Here is a 16,551-nt window from a genome sequence, read left to right on the forward strand (position 1 = left end):
TCGTGGAGCTGTCAGGTCTACCGTTCGGGATGAGACCTCTACCCGGCGAAGTGCAGTCAGGAGCAGTCAGTGGACGCCGTGACCCAGACCCCCGCCCCGAAGAACGAGCCGGTGCTGAATTACGCACCGGGCAGCGCTGAGCGCGCTGAACTCGAGGGCGCGCTCAAGTTGCTGGGCAACGCCGACCCCATCGACATCACCGCGACGATCGGTGGTGAGCAGCGCAAGGGCGGCGGCGAGAAGATCGAGGTCGTCCAGCCGCACAACCACAAGGCGGTGCTGGGCGTCATCCACAGCGCGACCGCGGAGGACACCCGCGACGCGATCGCCGCGGCCAAGGCCGCCGCCCCCGGCTGGCGCGCGCTGTCCTTCGACGATCGCGCCGCGATCATCCTGCGTGCCGCCGACCTGCTGGCGGGCCCGTGGCGCGCCAAGCTGAACGCCGCCACCATGCTCGGCCAGTCGAAGACCGCCTTCCAGGCCGAGATCGACTCAGCCTGCGAGCTGATCGACTTCTGGCGTTTCAACGTCGCCTTCGGCCGTCAGATCCTCGCCGAGCAGCCGGTCAGCTCGCCCGGTATCTGGAACCGGATGGAGCACCGCCCGCTCGAGGGCTTCGTGTACGCCATCACCCCGTTCAACTTCACCGCGATCTCCGGCAACCTGCCGACCGCGCCCGCGCTGATGGGCAACGTCGTGCTGTGGAAGCCGTCGCCGACGCAGAGCTACGCCGCGCACATGCTGATGCGGCTGCTCGAAGAGGCGGGCATGCCGCCGGGCGTCATCAACCTGCTTCCGGGTGACGGCAAGGCCGTCTCCGAGGTCGCCCTGACCCACCGCGACCTGGCCGGTATCCACTTCACCGGTTCCACCGCGACCTTCCAGCACCTGTGGGCCACCGTCGGCGCCAACATCTCCGGCTACCGCACGTACCCGCGCCTGGTCGGCGAGACCGGCGGCAAGGACTTCGTGCTCGCGCACGCCTCCGCCGACGTGGACGTCCTGCGCACCGCGCTGATCCGCGGCGCCTTCGAGTACCAGGGCCAGAAGTGCTCGGCCGCGTCCCGCGCTTACGTCCCGCGTTCGCTCTGGGCGAGCCTGAAGGACGAGCTGGTCTCCGAGACCGAGGCCATCACCTACGGCGACGTCACCGACCTGGACAACTTCGGTGGCGCCGTGATCGACCGCCGCGCCTTCGACAAGCACGCCGCCGTGCTGAAGAGCGCCGCCGAGGACGCCGAGATCGAGGTCATCGCCGGTGGTACCGCCGACGACAGCGTCGGCTACTTCGTGCGCCCGACGATCCTGGTGTCGGACAACCCGAACCACGAGATCTTCCGCACCGAGTACTTCGGCCCGATCCTCGCGCTGCACGTCTACGAGGACGAGGACTTCGACAACGTCTTGAAGCTGGTCGACGAGACCGCCGACTACGCGCTCACCGGCGCGGTCATCGCGAACGACCGCACGGCCGTCGCGAAGGCGTCCGAGGCGCTGCGCTTCGCCGCCGGCAACTTCTACGTCAACGACAAGCCGACCGGCGCGGTCGTCGGCCAGCAGCCCTTCGGCGGCGGGCGCGCGTCCGGCACCAACGACAAGGCCGGTTCGGTGTTCAACCTGCTCCGCTGGACGAGCCCGCGCTCGGTCAAGGAGACCTTCGTTCCGCCCACCAGCGTCCGCTACCCCCACCAGGGCTGAGTTCTCCAGGAGTCCGTGATGTTGCGTGCCCCGTTGCTCGCCGCCGCTCGATCCCAGCGGATGCGCAAGCTGGTCGAGGTCGTCCCCGCCACCCGATCGGTGGTAGGCCGGTTCGTCGCCGGTTCGAAGACGCCCGACGCCGCCAGGGTGGTCCGCGAACTGGCCGACGACGGCCTCCGGGTCACCCTCGACCACCTCGGCGAGGACACCACCGACGCCGAGCAGGCCGCGACGACCGTCCGCGCCTACGAGGAACTGCTGACCGCGCTGGCGGCCGACGGCCTCGCGTTCGGCGCGGACGTCTCGGTGAAGCTGTCGGCCGTCGGGCAGTTCCTGCCGGCCGACGGTGAGAAGGTCGCGCTGGAGAACGCCCGCAAGATCTGCGCGGCGGCCGAGGCGGTCGGTGCCACGGTGACCCTCGACATGGAGGACCACACCACCACCGACTCGACGCTGGGCATCCTCAAGGAGCTGCGCACCGAGTACCCGTGGGTCGGCGCGGTGCTGCAGGCCTACCTGCGGCGCACCGAGCAGGACTGCCGCGACCTGGCGACCGAGGGTTCCCGCGTCCGGCTGTGCAAGGGCGCGTACGCCGAACCCGAGGAGGTCGCGTTCCAGGACAAGTCCGAAGTGGACAAGTCCTACGTGCGCTGCCTGAAGATCCTCATGCAGGGCAAGGGTTATCCGATGGTCGCCTCGCACGACCCGCGGATGATCGCGATCGCCGAGAAGCTCGCGGCCGACGCGGGCCGCAAGGCGGACGACCACGAATTCCAGATGCTGTACGGGATCCGTCCCGAAGAGCAGCGCCGAATCGCGGGCGACGGCAAGACGATGCGCGTCTACGTCCCCTACGGCGACGAATGGTACGGCTATTTCATGCGCAGGCTGGCGGAACGCCCGGCGAACCTGGCGTTCTTCCTGCGCGGACTCGCCACCCGGGGCTGACCCGGTCACCGGTGGCACTGGTCCGCTGAAAGACAAAGGGGCCCTTCCCGGCGAAACCCGCCGGGAAGGGCCCCTTCTCCATAAGCGTCAGGCCTCCTGGGCCTCTTCCTTGAGCTTGTCCATGTCGATGTCGCGCGCCTGCTGGATGAGGTCTTCCAGCGTCTTCTCCGGGAGCGCGCCCGGCTGCGCGTAGATGACCGTCTTGTCGCGGATCACCGCGAGCGTGGGGATCGAACGCACGTCGAAGGCCGCGGCCAGCTGCTGCTCGGCCTCGGTGTCGACGCTCGCGAAGACGATGTCGTCGTGGTTGCCCGACACCTTCTCGTAGGTCGGTGCGAACTGGCGGCACGGCATGCACCAGCCGGCCCAGAAGTCGATGATCACGAAGTCGTTCTCCGACACGACCTGATCGAAGTTGGCGGCGGTCAGCTCCACAGTGCTCATGCCCGGCGTAACGAATCGGGCGGGACGCGCATTCCCGCGAGTGCGCGTAGCGTCTCGGATGGAGCAACCCACGTTTCGCAGGAGGCGCACATGGCCGACGGGGACATCCTCAGCCGGATCGACGAGCTGGTCAGTGAGGAGCACGAGCTCCGTTCGCGGGCGATCGGCACCGGGCTGAGCTCGGACGATCGGTCCAGGCTCGCGAGTGTGGAACAGCAGCTGGACCAGTGCTGGGACCTGCTGCGGCAGCGGCGGGCGCGCGTGGAGTTCGACGAAGACCCGGACCAGGCAACGGCGCGGCCGATCTCCGAGGTGGAGTTTTACCGGCAGTAGCGGGTGCTGGGTCTCGTGAGTGGTAAGGACGGTTCTAACCGTCCTTACCACTCACGAGTCGTTCAGGCCGGGCAGAGTGTCCCGTCGACCGGGATCTTCCCGTCGATCAGGAAGGCTCGCGTCGCGTCCGCGACACACGGCGAGAGGCTCAGCGCGCCGTGCCCGGCACCCTGCCAGGTGATCGTCACCGCGCTCGGCATCTGGTCGGCCGCTCGGCCGGTGCCCTGCTCCGGCGTGACCGGGTCGGTCGCGGTGCCCGCGACGAGCATCGGCGGGGCGCCCGGCGCTCCCACGGGCGGGAGCGGTTCGCGGCGCACGGGCCACGGGCTGCACCAGGCCAGCTGTTGCGCGGCGAAGACACCGAACTGCGGGTACTTGTCTCGCAGGGTCGTGGTCGCGCGCGTGAGTTCCTCGGCCGAGAGCCGGGTCGCGCTGTCGTTGCATTTGGTCGCGAGCGTGCCGTCCAGCCGCGAAGGCCGCGCCTTGGTGTCCTTCAGCACGGGCTCGGCGAACGCGGCCAGCGGCGTGACGTCGCCGGTCTGCGCGGTCTTGAGCGCCTCGGCGAGTTCCACCCAGCGCGAGCGCTGCGCGAGCCCGGAGTAGATGGCGTACAGCGCGATCCCCGGCGTGATCTGCTCGCCGTCGGTGGTCGTCGCGGACGCCGACCGGAGCCGGTCCGCGACGGCGGTCACGGCCGAGCGGGCGTCGCCGATCGGGCAGCCCCTCGCGATGCAGTCGGCGCCGAACGCGTCGAGGGTCGCCTGCGCGCTCGCGGCGACGCCTTCCTGCGTGGCGGTCGCGTCGGGGGCGGGGTCGGGCAGCCCGTCGAGCATGACCCGGCCGACCTGGGCGGGGAACCGCACGGCGTATTCGGCGAGGACCTTCGAACCGTCGCCGCGGCCCAGTGCGTGCAGCTTGTCCAGCCCCAGTTGCTCGCGGAGTTCTTCGAGGTCGCCCGCCGCCCGCCAGCTGTCCATCGCGACCTGCGAGTCGTCCAGTTCGATGGCGCACTGCTGCCCCGCCCGGCGTGCCGCGTCGACGACGCCTTCGAGGTCGGGGGCGGCCGGATCGGCGCCGAGCAGGTCGGTGCGGATCTCCGCCGGGATGCACTGCACCGGCATGGACGTCCCCGTCCCGCGGCGGTCCACGCCGATCAGCGAGAACTTCTGCAGGAACTCGGGCGGCAGCGTCGCGGCCAGCCGCGCGGCGTACAGCGACCCCGGCTCGCCGTCGACGTCGTTGACCACGACGAGCGGGATCGGCCCGCCCCCGGTCTTGACCACCGAAAGCCGCGAGAGCCCGCGACCCGGCAGGTCCGGCGCGTCGAGCGTGGTGGGCACCCTGGCGCAGGAGAACTTCAGTGTGTCCGGCACGGAAGGCCGGCCCAGCCGTTGCCGGGTCGCTTCGTCGCAGTCCTCCCATTTGATCGACGGCGACCGCGGTTCGGCGAGCGGCGGCAGCGGCACCTGCTGGGCCGTCGTCGGGCCGCCGGGATTCGGCTTGCCGTCGTTGTCGATCACTGCCGGCCGCACCGACGGCCCGGCCGTGCAGCCCGCGAGCACGGCCGTCACCACGGTGGTCATCAGGAACAGCCGTGGCCTGCGGCGGACGGTGCTGGCGGGGCGCACGGGCTGGTCCTCACTTTCCGGGCATGACAAAAGCTCGGGGTGAGCTTCGCAGGTCGAGTGTTTGACCTCGGTTAGCGGGTGCGTTTCACCTCGCCGCGGAACACCGCGTCCAGGTCGTAGCGGGCGACCTCCTCGAGCTGGGCATAGGTGCAGGAGGACGGCTCGCGGTCGGGGCGCCAGCGTTTGAACTGCGCGGTGTGCCGGAACCGCGACGGAAATCCGGCCTCCGTGTGCTCGTAGCCGACCTCGACCACCTTCTCCAGCTTCAGCGGCACCCACGGGGCTTCCTTGGCCTTCCACCGGGTGATCCCGCCGGGGATCCGCTGGTTCTCGCGCACGTTGTCGCCCAGCCAGGGGTGATCGGTCCCGTCGGTGATCAGCGGTGCCAGCTCTTCGGCCAGCTCACGCCGCCGGGTGACCGGGAACGACCCGACGACACCGGGGTGGTGCAGCACGCCGTCCTCGTCGTAGAGCCCGAGCAGGAACGAGCCGACCATCTCGCCCGGTTCGCCGTCGACGTGCCAGCGCAGCCCGGCGAGCACGCAGTCGGCGGTGCGCGAGTGCTTGTACTTCAGCAGCACCCGTTTGCCGGGCGTGTACGGCTCGTCCAGCGGTTTGCCGATGACGCCGTCGAGCCCCGCGCCCTCGAACAGTTCGAACCAGTGCCGCGCGATCGCCGGATCCGAAGTGGCCGGAGTCAGATGGACGCCGTCGGAGGCCAGTTTCTCCAGCCGCTCCCGCCGCGTCGACGTCGGTTCGTCCAGAAAGGACTCGTCGCCCAGCGCCAGCAGGTCGAAGGCGACGAACTCCGCCGGGGTCTGCTCCGCCAGCAGCTTGATACGGCTTTCGGCGGGGTGGACCCGGTCGGTGAGCGCGTCGAAGTCCAGCTTCCCGTCCCTGGCGACGACCAGTTCGCCGTCCAGCACGATCCGCTCGGGCAGTGCCGCCTTCAACCGCTCGACGACCTCGGGAAAGTACCGGTTGAGCGGCTTCTCCGACCGCGACTGCAAGGTCAGCTCGTCACCGTCGCGGAACACCAGGCAGCGGTACCCGTCCCATTTCGGCTCGAACAGCAGCCCGCCGGAATCGGGGATCGCCTTCGCCGGTTTGGCGAGCATCGGTTTGACCGGCGGAGTCAGGGGAAGCGACATGACGGCCATTCTTGCCACAAGTAGCCGGTCAGCGCACCCGCTGCGGTGCTGCCGTGTCGAGTTCGATCCGGACGGCCGTCGGCAGCACTTCCACCCCGAGCGACTCCCGCGCGCGGGCCAGCACCGTGCTGTCGAGCTGCTCCCAGACCCGTTTCAGGTCGGTGCCCTCGGCGAGCCAGAGCGTGATCCGCAACGCCGGATTCTCCTTGTCGCCGACCGCGCGGACCCGGGCGCGCCCGACCCCGTCCACCGTCTCCGCGTCGGCGCGGACGGCCTCGGAGATGGCCGAGGAGGTCACCACGAGGTCGTCGTCGAGTTCGAGGTCCGGACGGCCTTCCGGGCGCAGCGACCGGAAGAACCACCACAGCCCCAGCCACAGCAGGAGAACGCCGAGCACGATCGCGCCGATCCGGGAGGCGAGCGCGTGCCGCGACAGCCAGTCGAGGGCGATCGGGTCCACGAGCGGCCGGCCGGCGCGGTGTGCGCCGAGCCAGCCCGCGCCGACCACGAGCACCGCCGCCCCGCCGAGCAGCGCGAGGAGTCCGATGAGGACGGTCAGGGTCCGTTCCGTGCCGGTGGACCGGCCGAGTGCCTTGGCGGAGACCGAACGGGTCATCGGCGGTCCTTCGGGGAGTCGACGACGACCGAGACCTTCGGCCGCCGCACCAACGGGACGTCGTCGAGCAGACCGGAGACCGTCTCCAGCAGCCGCGGCCGCAGCTCGCCTTCGGTTTCCAGCCTGCTCGTCGCGCGGACGCGGATCTTCTTGGCGGTGGCCGTGACCTTCGCGCCCGCGACGTTGTCCTGCGCGCGCACGGTCACCCCGACCAGCCTCGCCAGGGAACGCGGTGATGTGGTCACACTGACCTCGTTCGCCGGATCGGTCAGCCGGATGGCACGCCGCCCGGCCGAGGCCGCCGCCAGGATCAGCAACAGCCCCACGACCGCGACGGCGATCGCGAGATACCGGACCGGGGAAGCGTTCCAGGACTGCTCCGCGAGCCTGTCGCGCCAGTCGTCCCACGGGAGGAACAGCGGGCCCCGCCCCGGCCGCCACCAGCCCCAGCCGACCTCCAGTGCCAGCAGGACCCCGGCGGCGGCCAGCGCCAGCCCGATCAGGGCCGACAGCAGGCGGACGATCAAACGCATACCGGTTGCTCCTTCTAACGGACGCGGGGCGCGATGTCGGGCAGGAGCGCGGAGACCGTCACCGAGATGTCCCGCACCTGGTACGAAGTGATCCGCTCGACCTCCTCGGTGACCCTGGCGCGCAGGTCGCCGACGATCCGCCGCACCGGCGCCGGATAGTTCAGCGCCACGTCGAGCACGAGGTCGACGTCGTTGCCCTCACCGCCGACCTTCGCGCTCGCGCCGTGTGTCCCGAGCCCGAGCCCGGCGATGCGCCGCTCCGCGCGCGTGGTCCCGTCGACCTGGTCCGCGGCGTGCTGCGCGATCTTGCGGACCACGGACGGCGAGATGGTGAGAGTGCCGCGATCCTCGGGTTCGGGCGGGACGGTCATTTGTCGCGGCCCCGGCCGAACAGGTCGCCGAGGTCGAGCTCGCCGTCGAGCACGCGGCCGAGGACGAGGCCGATGACGCCGACGGCCAGCGTCACCAGGAACGCGGTGAAGCCCTGGGTCGCGGCGAGGCCGAGGATGAGGCCGGCGAGCAGGCCGGTCTGGGTCCCGTTCATCACTCGACCCGCGAGGTCTCGGTCTCGCCGCCGTTCTCGTCGGGCAGGTGGATGTCGTTGACCGCGATGTTGACCTCGATCACCTCGAGGCCGGTGATCTGCTCGACCTGGCCGATCACGTTGCGGCGCACCGCCCGCGCGACGTCGACGATGCGGGCGCCGTACTCGACGACCACGTCGAGGTCGATGGCCGCCTGCTTCTCGCCGACCTCGACCGAGACGCCGGACGTGGTGACCGTGCCGGAACCGGGAATGCGCTCGCGGATCGCGCCGAAGGCCCGCGAGACCCCGCCGCCCAGCGCGTGGATCCCGGTCACCTCGCGGGTGGCGAGACCCGCCACCTTCTGCACCACCACCGACGAGATCGTGGTCTTGCCGGCGGCTCCTTCCTCGTTGAGGGACGCCCCCGCCACGGGGGTGTCGGGCTTGCTCGCGCTCGGCTGCGCCATGAAGTTCGCTCCTTCTCGGCCTGTGCCGCGCGACCTGCGCGCGCGACGGTCTCTACGCTCTCACCGACCAGGACACGCGCGCATGCCGAGCCGTCACGCGATGTCCCCCGGATGGGGTAATCAGTTCCGGGATGGTCGTGAGTGGACCTTCGGGGTCGCGGCACCGAACTCACGGCTTCGTTCCGGGATTCAGTCCGGGTGGACGTCGACTACGTGGACGTTGATCGTCGGCGGGGCGGACCCGAGCTGACCGGTCAGAGCCGCGCTGACCCGGTGGCGCAACAGGTCCGCGACGGCCGCTTCGACACCGAACCGGATCGTCACCAGCACCTGGAGCACGTCCTCTTCGAGCGCGACGGCGGCGACGTGCACTCCGCCGAGCTCCCGGCCGATTTCGGCGGCGAGGTTCCTGGTCATCAGTACCAGCGCCCGTTCCGACACCTGGGTCTTGCCGCCCGACGAGGGCAGGTCGAGCGGGGCGGTGGTGTGCTTGCCGCGGACGCCGCCGACCGAGCGGAGCACCCGTTCGACCAGTCCCGGCGGCGTCGGCACCGGACGGCTCGCGGCGGCGCGCACCTGCTGCCACCGGGGGTCGTCGCGCGGATCGTCGCTCATCACCGTTCCCCGGGTCGGAAGTTGTCGCCGAGTTTCGCCAGCAGCGCCACCCTCGCGCGGTGCAGGCGGGCACGCAGGGCGGGCACGCTGACTTCGAGCACCTCGGCCACCTCGTCGTAGGTCAACCCTTCGAATTCTCGCAGAATCAGCGGGATCCGCTGGCCGACGTCCAGTTCGGCGATCGCGCGCAGCACCGTGCCGACCTGCTCGGCGCTCACCACGTGACCCTCCGGACCAGGCACGACGCCCGCGTCGCCCTCGTCGAGCGGCACGGTCGGCTTCCGGCGCCGGACCGCGCCGAGCGCGCCGTTCGTCGTCACCCGGTAGAGCCAGGTCGACACCGCGGATTCGAACCGGAAGCCGGGCAGCGCCCGCCACGCGGAGAGCCAGGCCTCCTGTACGACGTCCTCGGCCTCGGACGAGCTGCCGGTGATCCGCAGCGCCACCCGGTACATCCTGGCCGTGTGCCGCCGGACCAAGGTGTCGAACGCACCGTGGTCCCCGGCGGCGGCCAGTGCCACCAGTTCCTCGTCCGGAACCGGCGCGGCCTCGCTCACCCGCCCTCCCGTCGGCGATAGCGCAGCATGGTGAAGCCGTCTTCGACGAGCACGGACGCGAGAGCCATCCGCCGCGGTTCCGGGGCCGGACGGCCGCGCGCGATCCGGCTCTCGCCCGCTCCCGCCAGCAGCGGGGCGACGGTGAGGCACAGCTGGTCGACGAGGTCGGCGGTGATCAGGTCGGCGAACAGCGCCGGACCGCCCTCGCAGTCGACACGGCGCAGGCCGCGCTCGCCCAGCAGCGCGAGCGCCCGGTGGAGGTCGACGTCGGCGGTCCCCGCGACGAGCACGACGGCACCCGCGCGCTCCAACTCGGCGCGAGGCGCCTTCTCGGTGGTGATGACGATCGGCGGGACCTTGGTGTCGGTGAACAACGGGCCCTCGGGGTCGAGATCACCGGAACGGGTCACCACCGCGATCGGCGGGACCTCGGACATACCGAGCGCGACCCGGCGGGCGGCGCGTTCGGGAGTGACGCGCGCGCCACGATAGCCCTCGGCGCGCGCCGTGCCCGCACCGACCAGGATCACGTCGGCGAGCAGCCGTCCCATCAGGAAGATCCGCTTGTCGGCGGGGTGGGAAAGCCCCTCGGACAGCTCGTCGACCGCCGCCGCGCCGTCCGCGGAGCTGACGAAGTTGACCTGGACCCAGGGACGGTTCAGGTCTTCCGGATACCCATAGAGCCGTTCGAGGACGGTGTCGGAGACGGGTTCCGCCGGTGTCGTTGGCCACAGAAGCTGCACACGAACATCCCAGCACGCGCCCGATGGCACCGCTGAGCGGGGGATACGCCCGGTCAGGGAGGGTGAACCCGCCAGGCCGGTGCCGTTACGCTCGGCGAATGCCCGCCCGCCTGATCGATCGCCGTCCGGAGCTGTCCGCCGACGAGCTGATCACCGCGCTCGTCCCGCCGCCGAGGTTCGACGCGGTCCGGTTCTCCACGTACGTGCCCAACCCGGACGAGCCGAGCCAGGCCGAAGCCGTCGTCACCTGTGGCGCGTTCGCGAAGCGCGTGGCGGAAGCGTCGAGCCGGAAGCCGAAGTCGAAGCTGCGCGCGTTCTTCGGCGGCGGGGACGAGGTGCCGTCCGGGCCGATGGGGCTCTACCTCGACGGCGGTTTCGGCGTGGGCAAGACACACCTGCTCGCCTCGACCTGGCACGAGACGCCGTCGCCCAAGGCGTACGGGACGTTCGTGGAGCTGACCCACCTCGTCGGCGCGCTGGGTTTCGCCGAGGCGGTGCGGCGGCTGTCCGAACACCGGTTCCTGGCGATCGACGAGTTCGAGCTCGACGACCCCGGTGACACCATGCTCGTCACACGGTTGCTGCAGGAGCTGATCTCGGCGGGCGTGTTCGTGGCGGCGACGTCCAACACGCTGCCGGACAAACTCGGCGAGGGCCGGTTCGCCGCCGCGGACTTCCTGCGCGAGATCCAGTCGCTGTCCGCCCGGTTCGGCGTCTGCCGCGTCGACGGCCCGGACTACCGGCACCGCGGCCTGCCGGACGCGCCGCCGCCCGCGAGCCCCGAGGAGCTGGAAGCCTCCGCCGCCACGCACCCTGAGTCCACTGTGGACGATTTCGACGCGTTGTGCGAACACCTGGGCGGCCTGCACCCTTCGCGCTACGGCAGGCTTCTCGACGGCGTGGCCCGGGTGCACCTGCGCGATATCCACCCGGTGCCCGACCAGAACGTCGGACTGCGCCTGGTCGCCTTCGCCGACCGGCTCTACGACCGCGCGATCCCGCTGGTGGTCTCGGGTGAGCCGGTGCCGGAGCTGTTCACCGAGGAGATGGTGAACGGCGGCTACCGCAAGAAGTACCTGCGCGCCGTCAGCCGTCTGACGGCACTGGCTCGCGACGCCGTGCAGCCCAGCTGAGCAGCACCCACGTCGCGCACACGGTCGCGACGGCGAACAGCGTGCCGCCCACGACGTCGGTCAGGTAGTGGTAGCCGAGGCCGAGCATGCCGATCGTGACTCCGCAGAGCACCACGGCGCTCACCGTCGCCATGACCACCGTCGCGACGCCGGGGCGGGCGAGCAGGACGAGCACCGTCAGCACCGCGACCAGCGCGACGGTGTGCCCGCTGGGGTAGGCGAGGTAGGTGTACTTCCAGCGGTCGAAGAGCGGTTTGAGCACCCATGTGTTCGCGAGGATCGCGATGAGCGGGCCGACGATGGTCAGCGCCGCTTCGAGCCTGCGCCGTCCTATCAGGCAGAGGACGGCGGCGAGGACCGCGACCGGGATCAGGATGTAGGCCTCGGTCGGCATCACCAGCAGCTCGAGAAGGCCGGTGTCGCGGCCGAAGGTGCGCTCCACCCACCTGACGGCGAGCTCGTCGGGAACGGAAGGGCCTTCGCCCGAGACCAGCAAACCGAGGACGACCATGATCGCGGCGCAGGTCACCGCGACCGGCCCGTACGGCCCTCTTCCGCTCATCCGGCGAGATTACGTGACGGGTGATCAGTCACCATGCAGGGACGGCTCGCGAGGACGAAGGGGGCTTTCGATGCGGATCAGTGTGGTCGGTGGCGGCGTGATCGGGCTCAGCTGCGCGCACCGGCTGGCCGGGGCCGGGCACGACGTCACGGTGGTCACCGACACCGGGCCGGGGGAGACCACGTCGGCGGTCGCCGGTGGCGTGCTCTTCCCGCCGCTGGCGGCGAACTCCGACCGGGTCGACCGCTGGACCGCGACGAGCGTCGAGGAGTACCGCGTCCTCGGCGCGCCAGGGGTCCGCATGGTCCGGGGAACGTACCTCGTCCCGCATGAGGCGCCGCTGCCTTCGTGGGCGTTGTCGATGCCCGACCTCGATCACGAACCCGGACGGCTCACCTTCACGACCGCGCTGGTCGACACCCCGGTGTACCTCACCTGGCTCGCCGGCCAGGTCGCCGCGCTGGGTGTGCGCACCGAGCACCGCACCGTCTCGCGGCTGGACGATCTCGACGCGGACTTCGTGGTGAACGCCGCCGGGCTCGGCGGCGGGCGGCTCGCGGGGGACGGCACCGTGGTGCCGGTCGGCGGCCAGGTCGTCCATCTCGCCGACCCGGGGCTGACCGAATGGATCGTCGACGGGGCCACTCCGGTGCTGCGGCACGTGATCCCGCACGGACGGCACGTCGTCTGCGGCGGCACGCAGGAGCCGGGGCGCGACTCCGTCGAGCCGGATCCCGGGGTGACCGCCGACATCGTGCGACGGTGCCGGGAACTCGTGCCCGCGCTGGCCGACGCGCCCGTGCTGGGGGCGAAGGTCGGGCTGCGGCCGTTCCGGCCCGAGGTACGGCTGGACCGGGACGGCCGGGTCGTGCACTGCTACGGGCACGGGGGTGCGGGGATCACGGTCGCCTGGGGCTGCGCCGACGACGTCCTGGCCCTGGTGTGAGCGCTCCGCATTCAGAGGACTAAATGCGTGGGGTCAGAGGGCGGCGAAGGCGGCGAAGTCCGCTTCGGTCTGATCCGCGTACCGCACCGCGTAGGCCCCGATTGCCTCGTCGAGGTCTTCGTCGTCCTCGAAGTAGCCCGCCAGCATCCGCGGATGCAGTGATCGCGCGTGCGCCCGCGCGAGCAACGCGCCGGCGAGCCGGCCGTAGTCGTCGAGGTGGTCCTTCTTCAGCTCCGCCGGATCGATGTCGCCCTTGAGATTCCGGAACTGCCGCACGATGTACGGCACGCCGTCGATGGTCGTCCAGCCGAGCAGGATGTCCGTCTCGGCCTGCACGAGCCGCGCGCCCTCGACGATCCGCCGCCCCTCGTGCTCCGGGGCCGGCAGGCCGAGGAACGGCGCGAGCGCCGACGGGATGGCCTGCTTCACCTGCAGGACAAGGTCTTCGCCGGAGTTCCCGTGCAGCAGGGCCACGTAGCTGCGCAGCCCGACACTGCCGGTGCCGACCACCCGGAAAGCCACATCGGACACCCGGTACCGTGAGATCAGCGTCCGCCGGGACTCGCGCAGCGTGTCCACATAGGACACCAATCCGGTCACGACGGCTTCGGCGGTCGCGTCGTCGACGTGCGTGAGCACCGGTGGGTCTTCGACGAACCGGTGCCGTTCGAGGCCGGTCTCGTGGTCGTCGATGCGCCTGGTCCACTTCGCCGTGACCTTGGCGCTGGTGTTCTTCCGCGCCTTCTCGGCCGCTTCCTCGAAGTCGTCGATCAGGTCGTGCGCCTTGACCTTGCTCAGCACCGACGCGTCCGGCAACGCGTTCCACGACCGGAGGAACGGCAGCTCCGCCAGCCCCCGGATGGTGCGCCGGTACGACTTAACCGCGTCTTCGGCGGCTTCGCGGCAGCCCGATTCGCCGATGCCGCCTTCGCGCCCGGCCAAGACGAGACTCGCGGCGAGCCGTTTGAGATCCCACTCCCACGGGCCCGGCACCGATTCGTCGAAGTCGTTGATGTCCATGACGATCTGGCCTTCGGGCGTGCCGTACAGCCCGAAGTTCGCGGCGTGCGCGTCGCCGCAGAGCTGCGCCGTCAACCCGGACGACGGCGATCCGGCCAGATCGGCGGCCATCAGCCCGGCGGCACCGCGATAGAAGGTGAACGGCGACGCGAGCATGCGCTCGCGCCGCAGTTCCACCAGTTCCGGCAGGCGGCCTTCGTTGGTGCGCGCGAAGAACTCCGCCACGCTGGGCCGCCCTTCGCCCGCCGCCGCGTGGTCGTGCGCGGACGAGGGCGCCTCGTCCCGCAGTGCCTTACCCCTCGCGAACCAGTCCTCCGGCGACACCGACTCGGTGCCGGCCAGCGGCCGCTCCACCCACTCCCGCTTGTCTCCCATGGACAGGCAACGTACAGCCCGTCCGAAAGGTTCACCGGGTCTTGACGACCTCCGTGATGGCGTCGATACCGCGGTCGAGCTCCTCGCGGCTGATCACCAGCGGCGGCGCGATCCGCAGCGTGTGGTCGTGCGTCTCCTTGCACAGGACGCCGCGTTCGGCCAGCGCGGTGGACGCCTCGCGGCCGGTCGGCCCGCCGGGCGCGATGTCGATCCCCGCCCAGAGCCCGCGCCCGCGGACCTCGGCGAGCCCGTTCCCGACCAGTTCGCCGAGCCGCGAGTGCAGGTGGGCGCCCAGTTCCCGCGAACGCTCCTGGAACTCCCCGGTCTTCAGCAGCCCGACCACGGCCCGCCCGATCGCGCAGGCGACCGGATTCCCGCCGAAGGTGGAGCCGTGTTCACCCGGCCGCAGCACGCCGAGCACGTCCTTGCCGCCGACCACGGCAGACACCGGCATGATCCCGCCGCCGAGCGCCTTGCCCAGGGTGTAGACGTCGGCACGGACGCCTTCGTGGTCGAGCGCGAGGACGGTGCCGGTGCGGGCGAGACCGGACTGGATCTCGTCGGCGATCAGCAGCACGTTGTGCTCGTCGCACAGCCGCCGGGCCTCGGCGAAGTAGCCGGCGGGCGGGACGATCACGCCCGCCTCGCCCTGCACCGGCTCCAGCAGGATCGCGGCGGTGCGCTCGGTGATGGCGTCGCGCAGCGCTTCGGCGTCGCCGTACTTGACGGTGACGAAGCCCGGCGTGAAGGGGCCGAAGTCGGCGCGCGCGGTCTCGTCGGTGGAGAAGGACACGATGGTCGTCGTGCGGCCGTGGAAGTTGGAACCGGCGACGACGATCTCCGCGGTCCCGTCGGGGACGCCCTTGACCCGGTACGCCCACTTCCGGGCGATCTTCACCGCCGACTCGACGGCTTCCGCGCCGGAGTTCATCGGCAGGGTCATCTCGGTGCCGGTCAGCTCGGCGAGCTCCTTGCAGAACAGCCCGAGCTGGTCGTGGTGGAAGGCGCGCGAGGTCAGCGTCACCCGGCCGAACTGCTCGATCGCGGCGGCGATGAGCCCGGGGTGGCGGTGCCCGAAGTTCAGCGCGGAGTAGCCGGAGAGGAAGTCGAGGTAGGTCTTGCCCTCGACGTCGGTGACCGAGGCTCCTTCGGCGGTGGCGATCACCACCGGGAGCGGGTGGTAGTTGTGCGTGCTCCACTGCTCGTCGAGCGCGATGAAGTCGGCGGTCGTCATGCGTTCAGGTTAGAGGTCCATCCGGCCGCTTTCATCCGGGAAACGTTGCTTTGACCCGTTGTTCATTGCGTATCGACTCCTTCGGGTGGCGAAATCGTGCATCGGCGTACTCGATCACCGGAGGCGCGGTGTCCGGAGCGCGGTTATCGTCGCCGGATGGCGAAAAAGGACACCGTCTCCGTCCGGGACACGCTGAGGATCGGCAAGGGCGCCGAGCGGCACCATCCCGGCTCGTTCCCGATCGGGCCGACCAAGAAGCCCGAGGGGCTCAAGGACCTCGCCGACGCCGGAGGCAGGCTCGCCGAGCTGCAGGAGGCCCTGTACGCGGAGGGCGTCGGCGGGGGAAACCGGAGCCTCCTGCTGGTCCTGCAGGGGATGGACACCTCGGGAAAGGGCGGCACCGTGGGCCACGTCCTCGGTCTCGTCAACCCGATGGGCGTGCGGTACGCCGGGTTCAAGAAGCCGACCGCGACCGAGCGGCGCCACCACTACCTGTGGCGGATCCGCAAACAGCTCCCCGTGCCGGGGCAGGTCGGCGTCTTCGACCGCTCCCACTACGAGGACATCCTGGTCCCGCGCGTGCAGAAGCTGGTGCCCGCGGCGGAGTGGCGCAAGCGCTACGCCGAGATCAACGCGTTCGAGAAGGAGCTGACCGACGCCGGCACGACGATCGTGAAGGTCTTCCTCGACATCTCGCCGGAGGAGCAGCTGAAGCGCCTCAAGGCGAGGCTGGAGAATCCGGCGAAGTGGTGGAAGTACAACCCAGCGGACCTCGACGCGCGCGCCCAGTGGAACGACTACCAGAAGGCCTACGCCGACATCTTCGCCAAGACCTCCCCGGCGGCCGCGCCCTGGTACGCCGTCCCGGCCGACCGCAAGTGGTACCGCAACTGGCTGGTCGCGCGGCTGCTGATCGAGACGATCGAGGAGATGGACCCGAAGTTCCCGCCCGCCGACTTCGATCCCGAGACGGAGCTGAAGAAGCTGGAAGGCGTTGGCGTCTCCGGTTGATCGTCTGAGAG

The 16,551-nt window shown here is 70.6% G+C and carries 20 protein-coding genes; 6 read left to right on the forward strand and 14 right to left on the reverse strand.

Annotated features, from left to right (window positions below; genetic code table 11):
* Positions 1–69: 69 nt before the first annotated feature.
* A complete protein-coding gene (gene pruA / locus AC0685_RS25865; protein ID WP_340683210.1) occupies positions 70–1,698 on the forward strand; it encodes an L-glutamate gamma-semialdehyde dehydrogenase in 1,629 nt (542 codons plus the stop codon).
* A gap of 18 nt (positions 1,699–1,716) precedes the next feature.
* Positions 1,717–2,646, forward strand: coding sequence for a proline dehydrogenase family protein (locus tag AC0685_RS25870; RefSeq protein WP_478227871.1), 930 nt, complete (start codon positions 1,717–1,719; stop codon positions 2,644–2,646).
* Between the two features lie 87 nt (positions 2,647–2,733).
* Here the strand turns inward: AC0685_RS25870 and AC0685_RS25875 are convergent, their stop codons facing one another.
* The gene (locus tag AC0685_RS25875; protein WP_020637318.1) at positions 2,734–3,090 is read right to left on the reverse strand and encodes a thioredoxin family protein; all 357 of its coding nucleotides are present in this window, start codon (positions 3,088–3,090) and stop codon (positions 2,734–2,736) included.
* Positions 3,091–3,180: 90 nt separating this feature from the next.
* On the opposite strand from AC0685_RS25875, the gene AC0685_RS25880 reads away from it, so the two are divergent.
* Entirely contained in the window at positions 3,181–3,423 is a 243-nt protein-coding gene (locus tag AC0685_RS25880) for a DUF2630 family protein (RefSeq protein ID WP_478227872.1), read from the forward strand.
* A 62-nt stretch (positions 3,424–3,485) separates the two neighbouring features.
* Here AC0685_RS25880 and AC0685_RS25885 read toward each other — a convergent pair whose 3' ends face one another.
* The 10 genes from AC0685_RS25885 to AC0685_RS25930 all read right to left on the reverse strand — a co-directional run bounded on the left by AC0685_RS25885 (position 3,486) and on the right by AC0685_RS25930 (position 10,259).
* Positions 3,486–5,051 (reverse strand): alpha/beta fold hydrolase, encoded by a 1,566-nt coding sequence (locus AC0685_RS25885; protein WP_478227873.1) that lies wholly within the window; start codon positions 5,049–5,051, stop codon positions 3,486–3,488.
* Positions 5,052–5,122: 71 nt separating this feature from the next.
* Positions 5,123–6,202: an ATP-dependent DNA ligase gene (locus tag AC0685_RS25890; protein WP_478227874.1), complete on the reverse strand. Its 1,080-nt coding sequence runs from the start codon at positions 6,200–6,202 to the stop codon at positions 5,123–5,125.
* A 28-nt stretch (positions 6,203–6,230) separates the two neighbouring features.
* Positions 6,231–6,818: an alkaline shock response membrane anchor protein AmaP gene (gene amaP, locus AC0685_RS25895; RefSeq protein ID WP_478227875.1), complete on the reverse strand. Its 588-nt coding sequence runs from the start codon at positions 6,816–6,818 to the stop codon at positions 6,231–6,233.
* Complete coding sequence (locus AC0685_RS25900) at positions 6,815–7,351, reverse strand: DUF6286 domain-containing protein (protein WP_478227876.1); 537 nt, start codon at positions 7,349–7,351, stop codon at positions 6,815–6,817. Before AC0685_RS25900 ends, amaP begins: the two co-directional genes overlap by 4 nt.
* Positions 7,352–7,365: 14 nt before the next feature.
* Positions 7,366–7,722 (reverse strand): Asp23/Gls24 family envelope stress response protein, encoded by a 357-nt coding sequence (locus tag AC0685_RS25905; protein WP_478227877.1) that lies wholly within the window; start codon positions 7,720–7,722, stop codon positions 7,366–7,368.
* On the reverse strand, positions 7,719–7,895 hold the full coding sequence (locus AC0685_RS25910; RefSeq protein WP_005157087.1) for a hypothetical protein: 177 nt from the start codon (positions 7,893–7,895) through the stop codon (positions 7,719–7,721). The genes AC0685_RS25905 and AC0685_RS25910 overlap by 4 nt, the downstream gene beginning before the upstream one ends.
* Positions 7,895–8,344 (reverse strand): Asp23/Gls24 family envelope stress response protein, encoded by a 450-nt coding sequence (locus AC0685_RS25915; protein ID WP_125675157.1) that lies wholly within the window; start codon positions 8,342–8,344, stop codon positions 7,895–7,897. Before AC0685_RS25915 ends, AC0685_RS25910 begins: the two co-directional genes overlap by 1 nt.
* A 189-nt stretch (positions 8,345–8,533) precedes the next feature.
* A complete protein-coding gene (locus tag AC0685_RS25920) occupies positions 8,534–8,959 on the reverse strand; it encodes a hypothetical protein (protein ID WP_340683202.1) in 426 nt (141 codons plus the stop codon).
* Positions 8,959–9,516: an RNA polymerase sigma factor gene (locus AC0685_RS25925; RefSeq protein WP_340683201.1), complete on the reverse strand. Its 558-nt coding sequence runs from the start codon at positions 9,514–9,516 to the stop codon at positions 8,959–8,961. Before AC0685_RS25925 ends, AC0685_RS25920 begins: the two co-directional genes overlap by 1 nt.
* Entirely contained in the window at positions 9,513–10,259 is a 747-nt protein-coding gene (locus tag AC0685_RS25930; RefSeq protein WP_478227878.1) for a pyrimidine reductase family protein, read from the reverse strand. The genes AC0685_RS25925 and AC0685_RS25930 overlap by 4 nt, the downstream gene beginning before the upstream one ends.
* Before the next feature lie 98 nt (positions 10,260–10,357).
* Between AC0685_RS25930 and zapE the strand changes: the two genes are divergently transcribed.
* Positions 10,358–11,392: a cell division protein ZapE gene (gene zapE / locus AC0685_RS25935; RefSeq protein WP_478227879.1), complete on the forward strand. Its 1,035-nt coding sequence runs from the start codon at positions 10,358–10,360 to the stop codon at positions 11,390–11,392.
* On the opposite strand, the gene AC0685_RS25940 is transcribed toward zapE, so the two are convergent.
* Entirely contained in the window at positions 11,346–11,954 is a 609-nt protein-coding gene (locus tag AC0685_RS25940; RefSeq protein WP_478227880.1) for a phosphatase PAP2 family protein, read from the reverse strand. The genes zapE and AC0685_RS25940 overlap by 47 nt on opposite strands.
* Before the next feature lie 70 nt (positions 11,955–12,024).
* Between AC0685_RS25940 and AC0685_RS25945 the strand changes: the two genes are divergently transcribed.
* On the forward strand, positions 12,025–12,900 hold the full coding sequence (locus AC0685_RS25945; protein ID WP_478227881.1) for an FAD-dependent oxidoreductase: 876 nt from the start codon (positions 12,025–12,027) through the stop codon (positions 12,898–12,900).
* Positions 12,901–12,933: 33 nt separating this feature from the next.
* Here the strand turns inward: AC0685_RS25945 and AC0685_RS25950 are convergent, their stop codons facing one another.
* Both AC0685_RS25950 and rocD read right to left on the reverse strand, forming a co-directional pair.
* Entirely contained in the window at positions 12,934–14,295 is a 1,362-nt protein-coding gene (locus AC0685_RS25950; protein ID WP_478227882.1) for a DUF2252 domain-containing protein, read from the reverse strand.
* A gap of 31 nt (positions 14,296–14,326) precedes the next feature.
* On the reverse strand, positions 14,327–15,529 hold the full coding sequence (rocD, locus tag AC0685_RS25955; RefSeq protein ID WP_478227883.1) for an ornithine--oxo-acid transaminase: 1,203 nt from the start codon (positions 15,527–15,529) through the stop codon (positions 14,327–14,329).
* A gap of 156 nt (positions 15,530–15,685) precedes the next feature.
* Between rocD and AC0685_RS25960 the strand changes: the two genes are divergently transcribed.
* On the forward strand, positions 15,686–16,540 hold the full coding sequence (locus tag AC0685_RS25960; RefSeq protein ID WP_478227884.1) for a PPK2 family polyphosphate kinase: 855 nt from the start codon (positions 15,686–15,688) through the stop codon (positions 16,538–16,540).
* The last annotated feature ends 11 nt before the right edge of the window (positions 16,541–16,551 follow it).

This window comes from Amycolatopsis sp. NPDC043889, assembly GCF_056435645.1.

Coding starts and splice junctions, on each gene's coding strand:
- amaP (WP_478227875.1), bottom strand. CDS start 6,818: ATGACCCGTTCGGTCTCCGCCAAGGCACTCGGCCGGTCCACCGGCACG.
- AC0685_RS25910 (WP_005157087.1), bottom strand. CDS start 7,895: ATGAACGGGACCCAGACCGGCCTGCTCGCCGGCCTCATCCTCGGCCTC.
- rocD (WP_478227883.1), bottom strand. CDS start 15,529: ATGACGACCGCCGACTTCATCGCGCTCGACGAGCAGTGGAGCACGCAC.
- AC0685_RS25950 (WP_478227882.1), bottom strand. CDS start 14,295: ATGGGAGACAAGCGGGAGTGGGTGGAGCGGCCGCTGGCCGGCACCGAG.
- AC0685_RS25905 (WP_478227877.1), bottom strand. CDS start 7,722: ATGACCGTCCCGCCCGAACCCGAGGATCGCGGCACTCTCACCATCTCG.
- AC0685_RS25875 (WP_020637318.1), bottom strand. CDS start 3,090: ATGAGCACTGTGGAGCTGACCGCCGCCAACTTCGATCAGGTCGTGTCG.
- AC0685_RS25960 (WP_478227884.1), top strand. CDS start 15,686: ATGGCGAAAAAGGACACCGTCTCCGTCCGGGACACGCTGAGGATCGGC.
- AC0685_RS25880 (WP_478227872.1), top strand. CDS start 3,181: ATGGCCGACGGGGACATCCTCAGCCGGATCGACGAGCTGGTCAGTGAG.
- AC0685_RS25920 (WP_340683202.1), bottom strand. CDS start 8,959: ATGAGCGACGATCCGCGCGACGACCCCCGGTGGCAGCAGGTGCGCGCC.
- AC0685_RS25890 (WP_478227874.1), bottom strand. CDS start 6,202: ATGTCGCTTCCCCTGACTCCGCCGGTCAAACCGATGCTCGCCAAACCG.
- AC0685_RS25900 (WP_478227876.1), bottom strand. CDS start 7,351: ATGCGTTTGATCGTCCGCCTGCTGTCGGCCCTGATCGGGCTGGCGCTG.
- AC0685_RS25940 (WP_478227880.1), bottom strand. CDS start 11,954: ATGAGCGGAAGAGGGCCGTACGGGCCGGTCGCGGTGACCTGCGCCGCG.
- AC0685_RS25915 (WP_125675157.1), bottom strand. CDS start 8,344: ATGGCGCAGCCGAGCGCGAGCAAGCCCGACACCCCCGTGGCGGGGGCG.
- AC0685_RS25945 (WP_478227881.1), top strand. CDS start 12,025: ATGCGGATCAGTGTGGTCGGTGGCGGCGTGATCGGGCTCAGCTGCGCG.
- AC0685_RS25870 (WP_478227871.1), top strand. CDS start 1,717: ATGTTGCGTGCCCCGTTGCTCGCCGCCGCTCGATCCCAGCGGATGCGC.
- zapE (WP_478227879.1), top strand. CDS start 10,358: ATGCCCGCCCGCCTGATCGATCGCCGTCCGGAGCTGTCCGCCGACGAG.